Here is a 261-nt window from a genome sequence, read left to right on the forward strand (position 1 = left end):
TTCCAGAGATGGATTGGTGCCTTCGGGAACTCTGAGACAGGTGCTGCATGGCTGTCGTCAGCTCGTGTTGTGAAATGTTGGGTTAAGTCCCGTAACGAGCGCAACCCCTATCCTTATTTGCCAGCGAGTAGTGTCGGGAACTCTAAGGAGACTGCCGGTGACAAACCGGAGGAAGGTGGGGACGACGTCAAGTCATCATGGCCCTTACGGGTAGGGCTACACACGTGCTACAATGGCAAGTACAAAGGGTTGCAATACGGC

General features: G+C 54.0%; 1 rRNA gene. It reads left to right on the forward strand.

The window, feature by feature from the left end:
- Positions 1-261 (forward strand): 16S ribosomal RNA (locus HXS65_RS17455); the annotation flags it as partial.

The organism is Cobetia sp. 5-25-4-2 (assembly GCF_013374075.1).
GTDB classification, from domain to species: Bacteria; Pseudomonadota; Gammaproteobacteria; order Pseudomonadales; family Halomonadaceae; genus Cobetia; species Cobetia marina.